The 9,057-nt window shown below is 72.9% G+C and carries 7 protein-coding genes; 1 reads left to right on the top strand and 6 read right to left on the bottom strand.

All coding sequences use genetic code 11. The features are described from left to right. Window positions 1–22: 22 nt before the first annotated feature. From ACIWVC_RS16210 to ACIWVC_RS16190, 5 genes are all read right to left on the bottom strand, one after another. Window positions 23–1,618 carry an FAD-dependent monooxygenase gene (locus ACIWVC_RS16210; protein ID WP_396454275.1) on the bottom strand — a complete coding sequence of 532 codons (1,596 nt, stop codon included), beginning with the start codon at window positions 1,616–1,618 and terminating at the stop codon, window positions 23–25. A 328-nt stretch (window positions 1,619–1,946) separates the two neighbouring features. After that, entirely contained in the window at window positions 1,947–2,606 is a 660-nt protein-coding gene (locus ACIWVC_RS16205; protein WP_396448093.1) for a response regulator, read from the bottom strand. Then, the gene (locus ACIWVC_RS16200; RefSeq protein WP_396454274.1) at window positions 2,603–3,757 is read right to left on the bottom strand and encodes a sensor histidine kinase; all 1,155 of its coding nucleotides are present in this window, start codon (window positions 3,755–3,757) and stop codon (window positions 2,603–2,605) included. Before ACIWVC_RS16200 ends, ACIWVC_RS16205 begins: the two co-directional genes overlap by 4 nt. After that, window positions 3,754–4,587, bottom strand: a complete 834-nt coding sequence (locus tag ACIWVC_RS16195) for a lysostaphin resistance A-like protein (protein WP_396454273.1) — start codon at window positions 4,585–4,587, stop codon at window positions 3,754–3,756. Before ACIWVC_RS16195 ends, ACIWVC_RS16200 begins: the two co-directional genes overlap by 4 nt. 176 nt (window positions 4,588–4,763) lie before the next feature. Continuing rightward, window positions 4,764–6,284: an alpha/beta hydrolase domain-containing protein gene (locus ACIWVC_RS16190; RefSeq protein ID WP_396454272.1), complete on the bottom strand. Its 1,521-nt coding sequence runs from the start codon at window positions 6,282–6,284 to the stop codon at window positions 4,764–4,766. Between the two features lie 161 nt (window positions 6,285–6,445). On the opposite strand from ACIWVC_RS16190, the gene ACIWVC_RS16185 reads away from it, so the two are divergent. Beyond that, window positions 6,446–8,041 carry a serine/threonine-protein kinase gene (locus ACIWVC_RS16185; RefSeq protein WP_396448089.1) on the top strand — a complete coding sequence of 532 codons (1,596 nt, stop codon included), beginning with the start codon at window positions 6,446–6,448 and terminating at the stop codon, window positions 8,039–8,041. 27 nt (window positions 8,042–8,068) lie between these two features. Here ACIWVC_RS16185 and ACIWVC_RS16180 read toward each other — a convergent pair whose 3' ends face one another. Then, window positions 8,069–8,869 carry an SAM-dependent methyltransferase gene (locus tag ACIWVC_RS16180; protein WP_396448088.1) on the bottom strand — a complete coding sequence of 267 codons (801 nt, stop codon included), beginning with the start codon at window positions 8,867–8,869 and terminating at the stop codon, window positions 8,069–8,071. Window positions 8,870–9,057: the final 188 nt, after the last annotated feature.

The following is a 9,057-nucleotide window of genomic DNA, read 5'->3' as shown; positions in this document are numbered from 1 at the left end:
GGCCTGCCATGGCGCTCGTGCGTCAGCGGAAGAGCTGCCGGGTCATGACCTCTTCGAGGGTGCCCCGGGGGTCGTCGGCGGGGTCCGCCGTCCGCCAGGCGATGACGCGGTCGGGCCGGACGAGGACGGTGCCGCCGGCCCCGATCCCGTACGCCTTCGCGAAGCGGTCCTCCTTGTCGACGACCGGGCCGGTGGCGGCGATGCCGTGGGCCTTCAGCGGGAATCCCTCGGACGCGGCCAGCGAGGCGGCGGCATCGCGCCACGCCTGTCCTTCCGAGCCGGTGAGCAGGACGAAGTCGTCCCGGACGAGGTCGAGCGTGGAGATCGAGACGCCGTCGCGTTCCAGCGGAAGGTGCGGCGCCCGGGTGCCGGGGCGGCCGGTGGGGTTCCGCGGGTCCTCAAGAGGGGGCTGCTCGTCCGACCGGTAGACCTGCCCGAGCTCGATGGACGCGTCGTCCAGCGGATCCATGAGGTCGTTCTTGGGGAGGGAGTCGTCCACCCTCAGGACATAGCGGGTGTAAGCCTGCTCGGAGGTCAGGTGACCGATCGGCCGGCGTTCCGGGTCGTAGGTGTCCAGGAGCCCCGCGCCCGCCGCGCCGCTGTGCACCATGGCGAGCTTCCAGGCCAGGTTGGCCGCGTCGGCGATGCCGGTGTTGCCGCCGAAACCGCCGGTCGGCGGCATGACGTGCGCGGCGTCCCCGACGAGGAAGACGCGCCCGTCCTGGAATCGCGCGGCCGATCCGGCGGCCGCGCCCCACCGCTGCACGTTGTCGATCTCGACGGGGAACTCGGGGCCGGCGCCGAGCGCCGTCCGCACGAAGCCGGCGCACTGCTCGGTGCTGATGTTCTCGCCGACGTTGCTGTCGCGGGAGCCGTCCGGGCCGATGGTGGCGAAGACGGCGAGGAACCCGGAGTCGGCGTTGATCGAGAAGCGGAAGAACCCCAGCAGCTCAGGGTGGTTGACGTACACGACGCTGAGGTTGCGGTCCCCGAGCATCCCGCGGACGTCGGCCTTGAAGTAGATGGTGACGCAGTCGGCGAAGACGCCGCGGCCGTTCACCTCGATCCCGAGCGCCTTCCGCACGGGGCTGTGCGCGCCGTCGGCCGCGACGAGGTACCGCGAGCGGACGGTCTGTTCCGCTCCACGGTCACGTGGCCGTATGACGGACGTGACGCCGTCGTCGTCCTGTTCGAAGTGCACGAGCTCGGTCGCGAAGCGGTGGTCGGCCCCGAGCTCGCGCGCGCGGTCGCGCAGCAGCGGCTCCAGCCCGATCTGCGTGATGAACAGCCGCGATGTCGGGCTGAGCCGCTCAACCCCGTCGTTGTAGGACCGGTAGAAGTACTTCAGCTCCCGGCCGGCCAGGCTCTCCACGGCGATGATCGCCCCGTTCTGGACGAACTCCCGCTCCGCCGCGGCGTCGACGGCCTCCTGCATGCCGACGCCGCGGAAGACCTCCATCGTTCCCTGGTGGAACGACGCCGCCCTGGGGTGGATCGCGGTGCCCCGATGCTGTTCGACCAGCATGTGCGGCACTCCCCGCGCCGCGAGAAGAAGCGAGGTGGTCAGCCCGACCAGGCTGCCCCCCGCGATGAGAACGGGAACCTCGTGATCGGCCATCGGATTCCATCCCTCCCGTCGCCTCGTGGGCGGAGCCCGAGTCCTGCTCTCAGCGATCACTCCGCCGCCGCGCGAATACCCGGATCGTACACTTGTCCGTATGGCGGACAACAGAGCAAATCGGGCATCACATGGGCAAACCGCGAGACAAGCGCACGTCCCGACCCGCCGCCCCTGAAACAGATCAGCAGTAGGTAGCGGCACCGCGACACCAGGTGAACGCCGTCGCCGCGCAGCAGGCCAGGGCACATCGAATGGGCGCGGCCGCCAGTAGGGGTTGCTGCTTGAAGGCGGGCATCGGGGTGTCGTGGAGGCGGCGGCCTCGCGCTCAGGTCACCAGGCCGTTGCGGTAGGCGTAGACGACCGCCTGCACGCGGTCGCGCAGGTCCAGCTTGGTGAGGATGCGCGACACGTACGTCTTCACGGTCTCCTGGCTGATCACCAGTTCCGCGGCGATCTCGCTGTTGGAGAGGCCGTTCGCGATGAGGCGCAGCACCTCCAGCTCGCGCGGCGTCAGCGCGGTGTCGTCCGGCCCGTCGCCGGCCGGGCGGATCCGCGCCGCGAACCGGCCGACGAGCTGCCGCGTCACCTCGGGGGCCAGCAGCGCGGCGCCGCTCGCGACGGTGCGGATGCCGTGCAGCAGCTGCGCCGGCGGGGCGTCCTTGAGCAGGAACCCGCTCGCCCCCGCGCGCAGCGCCTCGTAGACGTACTCGTCCAGGTTGAACGTCGTCACCACGAGCACCTTGACCGGGTCGGGAACGCCCATCCCGGCCAGCAGGCGGGTCGCCTCGATGCCGTCCAGGACCGGCATCCGGACGTCCATCACCACGATGTCCGGCTTCAGCCTGCGGGCGAGGTCGACGGCGGTGCGCCCGTCGCCGCACTCGCCCACCACCTCGAGGTCGGGCTGGGCGTCGATGATCGTCGTGAAGCCGGTGCGGATCAGTGCCTGGTCGTCGCAGACCAAGACCCGTACCGGCGCGGTCACGACGCGTTCCCCGCCGGGATGCGCGCCCGGACGACGAAGCCGCCGTCCGGCCGCGGGTCCGCGCTGAACCCGCCGCCCAGCGCGTCGACGCGGTCGCGCAGCCCGGCGAGGCCGCGCCCGCTCCCGCCGGGGGACCCGGACCGCGAACCGGTGCCGTCGTTGCCGACCTCCACGCAGATCTCCTTCTCGCCGTAGCGGACACGGACCTCGGTGCGGCTGCCGTGGGCGTACTTGAGGGCGTTCGTCAGCGCCTCCTGGACGACCCGGTACGCGACGAACTCGGCGCTGCCCGCCGACTCGGCGCGGATGCCCTCCTCGGTGAACTCCACCGGCTGCCCCGCCTTGCGCGTCCGCTCGACGAGGGACGAGAGGTCGCCGGTGGTCAGCGCCGCGTCCTCGGTGTCGTGGTCGGGCTTCAGCACGTCGAGCAGATGCCGCAGGTCGCTGATCGCGCGGCGGCCGGTGTCGGAGACGGCGGCCAGGGTCTCCTCGAGCCGGTCGGGCGCCGCGGTCAGGTAGCGCGCCGCCTCGGCCTGGACGACCATCGCCGTCACGTGGTGGGTCACGACGTCGTGGAGTTCGCGGGCGATCCGGGTGCGTTCGGCGGCGCGGGTGGTCTCGGCGACGCGGCGGCGGCGCTCGGCCTCGGCGGCCCTGGTGGAGCGCAGGTAGGCCCCGAGCCCCCACACGACGCACACCGCCAGGTAGAACGTCACGAACTCGTCCGGCCGCTCGGTCGCGCCGAGCCGTTCGAGCCCGGCCGCCAGCGCCGCGTACGCCGCGGTGAGGACGGCCATGGCGGTGCGCCGGAACCTGTCCAGATGGGCGCCCGCGCTCAGCACCGCGATGGCCATCCCGGTGCCGGCGAACGTGTGGTAGCCGCGGAGCTGGTCGAGGGCGAAACCGGCCGACACCAGGACGAGGCACACGGCCGGCCACCGGCGGCGCACCACGAGCGGGAGGCTCTGCAGGACGATCGCCGCGACCGCGAGCGCGTCGTAGGGGCGGTCCGGCATCCCGCCGACCTGCGTCCCGAGGTCGTGCAGGGCGGGGATGAGCGACCCGGCCGCCAGCAGCAGCGCGAAGGGCAGATCCCGGACCGTGACGTCGTACCGCCGCCACGCGTCCGGGATCAGCCGGAGATCGATCACTGGGCGATGCTAGCGGTCGCGGCGGCGCGGTCGCGGCGCCTCCGGGGGACGATGGCGCCGCGCCGGTGGGCCAGCCACAGGAACACGGCCATCACCGCCACGCCGAACCCGACCGAGTAGATGCTCGCCTCCGGGCCGAACTCGCCGCCGCTGATCAGGGACGGTCCCGAGGTGACGCCCTTCATCAGCCCGTCCGGCGCCTCGTTGCCGGAGATCTCGGCGCCGAAGACGCCGGCCCCGGCGAAGTTCCAGGCGAAGTGCAGGCCGATCGGCAGCCACAGGCTCCGGGTCGCGGCGTACGCGGCGGCGAGCATCCCGCCCGCCTCGATGGCGATCGCGATGGCGCCCCACAGGTTGGCGTCCTCGTTGCCCAGGTGCATCAGGCCGAACAGCAGGCCGGTCAGCGCCAGCGACCACCAGGTGCCGATGCGCCCCTCGATGATCCGGAACAGGATGCCGCGGAACAGCAGCTCCTCCGTCACGGCCGCGGCGGCCATGAAGCCGAGCAGCGCGACCGCGCCGGACGCCGAGCCGTAGCCGTCGACCCGGTAGTCGCCGAGGAAGGCGAGGTTGGCGATGACGGCGCTGAACATCGCGAAGCCGATCAGCGCGCCCAGGCCGAGGGCGGGGAGCGCGCCCGCCCGGGCCAGCTCCGTCACGGGGCGGCGCTCCGTCCGCCCCACGACGAACACGTACACCAGCAGCGTCAGCGCCGCCGACGCGAGCCCGAGCGCCAGCGTGGGCAGCGTGTCCCACTGCACCGCCCTGGTGAGCGCGCCTCCGACGCCGGCGACCGCCCCGACCGCCAAGAGCTGGATGAGCAGCTTCATGTCGACTCCCTAGCGTTGTCCCCGCGGTCCTGGCGCCGCGGCCGGGAAGAACGCTATGGATCACGCGATCGGGAATCTTCACCGCGCGGTGGACACTTGCCGGTAGCTCGCTCGGGGGACGAGCCACCCGCGATGACCATGCCGGGGCGGTCGGGGCTCGCGTCGGCGGGTGCGGGTCAGCCCCCGATGCCGGACTCCTCCGCGGCGGTGATGATCGTCGCCGCGTCCTCCGGCAGCAGGTGGCCGTCGTCCACGGACCGCTGGGCGGCGGCCCGCACCTTGCCCACGTAGTCCGCGTGCGTCGGGTAGAGCGTGCTCAGCACCGGTTCGGCCGTGTGGGGGAACGACGGGTCGGACGGGTCGCCGGAGTCGTGCCGGTCCCACGGGTCGGCGTCGCCGTTCCACGGGTCGCGGGCGCCGTAGAGGCCGCAGAAGACGCCGCTGCCGCTGGTGTCGCGCTCCCCGCTGAGGGTCCGGGTCGGGACGGCGACGTCCGGCAGGCGGATGCCGCCGGTGGCGAGGCCGGTGCGCGGGTCGCGGAAGACGGTGCTCAGCTCCGGCCCGCCCGGGGGCGTCGGCCCGCCGCGCGCCCACCCGGACAGCAGCCGCAGCGCGGCGTTCATCGAGTAGTGGCCGGGCCCGTCGTTGAACGGCGCCGACCCGGGGGCGCAGTCGGCCTGCGGCCCGGCCGAGCCGACCGACTTCTGGATCGTGGGGGCGCCCATGTCGTAGGCCCACTGGTCGCCGTGGGCGGTGCCGGCCAGTTCCCAGTGGACGATCCGGTCGGTGTCCGGCTGCCGCGCGAGGAACGCGCCCGGGATGTCGGTCTCGGTGAGGACGACGAACACCGGCACCGGCAGGTCGGTCCGGATCCGGGACGGGTTCGGCATGCCCAGGACGTCGACGAGCCGGCCGCTGATCGGCGCGGCGACGGCGCTGTTGCTGTGGATCATGAAGCCGTCGTAGACCTGCGCGACCGGCTGGACGGCGTTGGCGTACGTGGTCATGAAGCCCGCGGACTGCGATTCGCCGTCGGCGAGGAGCGTCCTGACCTGCAGCCCGCCGAGCGGGTCGGGCCCGTCGGGGTTGCGCAGCGCCCGCCCGGCCTGGGAGAAGATGTCGTAGGAGAAGGCGTCGCCGGGGTGGACGAGGCTGCCGTACCGGGCCGGGTCCCAGCCCTTGAGGCCCTTGACGTCGCCGAGCCCGCCGTTGACGCCGACCGACTGCGCCGACACGCCGACCCAGGCGTAGCCCTTGCGCAGCAGCTCGTCCCGCGTGAACCAGTAGTCGGGGGAGATCTCGATCTGGCCGCTGACGTTGAGCCATTCGACGACGACGGTGCCGTTGAACTTCGCCGGGTCGGTGGGGCGGCGCACCAGCAGCCGGCTCTTGTACGCGGCGCGGCCGGACTCCCGGACGTCCCACCGCCCGTTCGAGCCCCAGAAGCCGGACTTGGCGTAGGACGCGGCCGTCCCCGAGATGAAGTACTCGCTCTCGGTGTAGCCGAACGAGCCCAGGTCCTCGGCGGCGGCCAGGAACGGGAAGCCGTGGTCGCCGGCCGGCGGGACGGTGACCACAGGGTCGGCGGGGGCGTCGGCGCGCGCGGCGGGCGGCGCGCTCAGCAGCGCGGCGGACAGCGCCGCCGCGAGCGTCGCGGCGGCGGCCCGGCGGCCGGGACGCCGTAGGGGTGGGCGCATGGGAGGTGCCTCCGTGGAGCAGGGGATGGGGAAGCACAGTGTCCGCCGCCCGGTACCGGCCGGGCATCGCGCGAATCACCGGCGTCCGGCCCGGCGTCCCCCTTCGGCCCGGTAGAGCGAATTCAGGGTTTTGCGAAGATCGTGGCTTTAGGCTGAGCGCCGTGACCTCTCCGGAGATGGTGATCGACGGCCGTTTCGAGCTGCGGGAGCGGCTCGGCAGCGGCGGGATGGGCACGGTCTGGCGCGCCTTCGACCTCGCCTTGGAGCGCGAGGTCGCCCTGAAGGAGGTGCGGCTCGCCGACGCGGGGGCGGCCGAGGCCGACCCGGATGTCGCGCGGATGCGGCGCGAGCGGGTGATGCGCGAGGCCCGCGCCCTCGCCCGCCTCGACCATCCCAATGTGGTGACCATCCACCACATCGTCGACTCGCCCGACATGCCGCACCCGTGGCTGGTGATGGAGCTGGTCCGCGGGCAGTCGCTGCAGGAGCGGCTGGCGCAGGGGCCGATGCCGCCCGCCGAGGCGGCCGCCGTCGGGCGCGGGCTGCTGGCGGCGCTGCGCGCGGCCCACGAGGCGGGCGTCTGCCACCGCGACGTCAAGCCCGCGAACGTCCTGCTGCGCGCGGACGGGACGCCCGTTCTCACCGACTTCGGCATCGCGGTGCTGCAGGAGGCGTCCCGCGTCACCGCGACCGGCGGGCTGGTCGGCTCCCCGGAGTACATGGCGCCGGAGCGGCTGCACGGCCACGAGGGCGATCCTGCCTCCGACCTGTGGTCGCTCGGGCTGCTGCTGTACGTGGCGGTGGAGGGCGCCAATCCGCTGCGCCGCTCCACGACGGCCGCGACGCTGGGCGCCATCATGACGGCGCAGATCCCGCCGCCGCGCCAGGCGGGGCCGCTGACGCCCGTCCTCCAGGCGCTGCTGGTGCGGGAGCCGGCCGCCCGGCCGACCGCCGCCCAGCTGGACCCGATGCTCGCCCGCGCCGCCGCCGGCCCGGCGGCGCCGCCGCCCCCGCCTCCGCCTCCGCATTTCGCCCCCATACCCGGGCCGGGGACGACCAGGCCGCCGTTCCCGGTGCAGCCGACCAATCCCTCACTGCGGCGCAGACGCCGCTCCGGTGTGCTCGGCGCCATTTTGGCCGTCGTGGCCGGAGGGGCCGCAATTCTCGTCGCGGCGGGTGTGCTCGTCCTTCCGGCACTCCTGGAGAATGACGATCCTGGGGATTCCCGCGAGCCCTATGACTCGTCGTCGAAGAGGGCCTCGGCCGGGCGGGAGGCGAACGGCGGAGGCGGCGATGAGGTCGAGTCGCTGCTCACCCCGACCGCCGTCCGCGCCGTGATCAAGATGTTCGAGGACGCGTCGGGCAGCAGGGAGTTCGCCCAGTTCACGGTGTACGAGCAGCGCGCCTCCGCCGACGCTCCCGTGGCGGGACGGCGCGGCGCCTTCGACAACTACACCTACGAGAAGGGCGCGGACGCGGCCGTGCGCAGCCGCCCCAGCGTCGGCATAACGACCGGCGACGCCAAGGTGAACCTGCGCACCTTCAAATGGGACGCCCTCCCCGCCCTGATGCGCCGCGCGGAGCGCACCCTCAAGGTGAAGAATCCGACCAACCGCTACGTCATCGTGACCGCGTCCTGGACGTTCAACGGCGACCGGCCGACCATGATGGTCTACCTCACCGACGACTACGGCGGCGGCTACCTGGCCGTGAACCAGAAGGGCGCCGTCATCAAGACCGTCCCGTCCGACTCCTGACGGGCGGCTCCCGGCGGGCGGGCCCGGTCACGGCTTGCGGGCGACGGCGGCGAACTCGTCGACCTCGGCGGGCGGGCCCCAGGCGGCGACGTCGCTCTCGTCGGGGCGCCAGCGGGCGCAGCTGACCAGGCCCGGCTCGGCGAGCTCCAGGCCGTCGAAATACCGGATGATCTCCTCGGGGGAGCGCAGGGTGAGGGGCGGGCGGCCGCCCGCGTCGTTGTACTGCTGCGCGGCCTTCTTGGAGGCGTCCCCGAACACCGCGTACGTCGCGTGGTTGATCACCAGGTGCCCGCCGCTCGGCAGCGCGTCGACCAGCCGCCGGACGACGCGGTACGACTCCTCGGTGTCATCGACGTGGTGCAGGATGCCGACCAGCATGACCGCGACGGGCCGGGTGAAGTCCAGCAGCTCGCGGGCCTTGGCGAGGATCGTGTCGGGGTCGCGGACGTCCGCGTCGAGGTACTCGCAGCGGCCCTCCGGGGTGCTCGTCAGCAGCGCCCGGGCGTGCGCCAGCACGAGCGGATCGTTGTCGACGTACATGATGCGCGCCTCGGGCGCGATGCGCTGCGCGACCTCGTGCGTGTTGTCGACGGTCGGCAGGCCGGTGCCGATGTCGAGGAACTGCCGGATGCCCTGCTCCTGGACGAGGTAGCGCACGGCCCGGCCGATGAACGCCCGGTCGGCGATGGCCTGCGCCTTGATCTGCGGATATCCCTCGGCGATCCGGTCGCCCATTTCCCGGTCGATCGGGTAGTTGTCCTTGCCGCCGATCCAGTAGTTCCAGATGCGGGCGGAATGCGGAACCGACTCATCGATTTGAGAGGCCATGGCACGAGTTTCCTCGTTCCCGAAGACTCGCGCCACGGGAATGGCCGCTTCCCGCCGCGGCCCCCGCGGAGTCCCGCGGAACTTCTTCCGGCCGGACCGATGAATCGGCGACGGCCCGGCGGTACACATCTCGACCGACCGGATCGAGAGGAGATCCCCATGAGCAGCGAGAGCGACGTCCGGGCCGT

The sequence above is a fragment of the Actinomadura sp. genome (assembly GCF_044508335.1).
Taxonomy (GTDB): Bacteria; Actinomycetota; Actinomycetes; order Streptosporangiales; family Streptosporangiaceae; genus Spirillospora.
The sequence above is the reverse complement of the archived record's forward strand: the minus strand, read 5'-3'. Positions and strand labels throughout refer to the sequence as shown.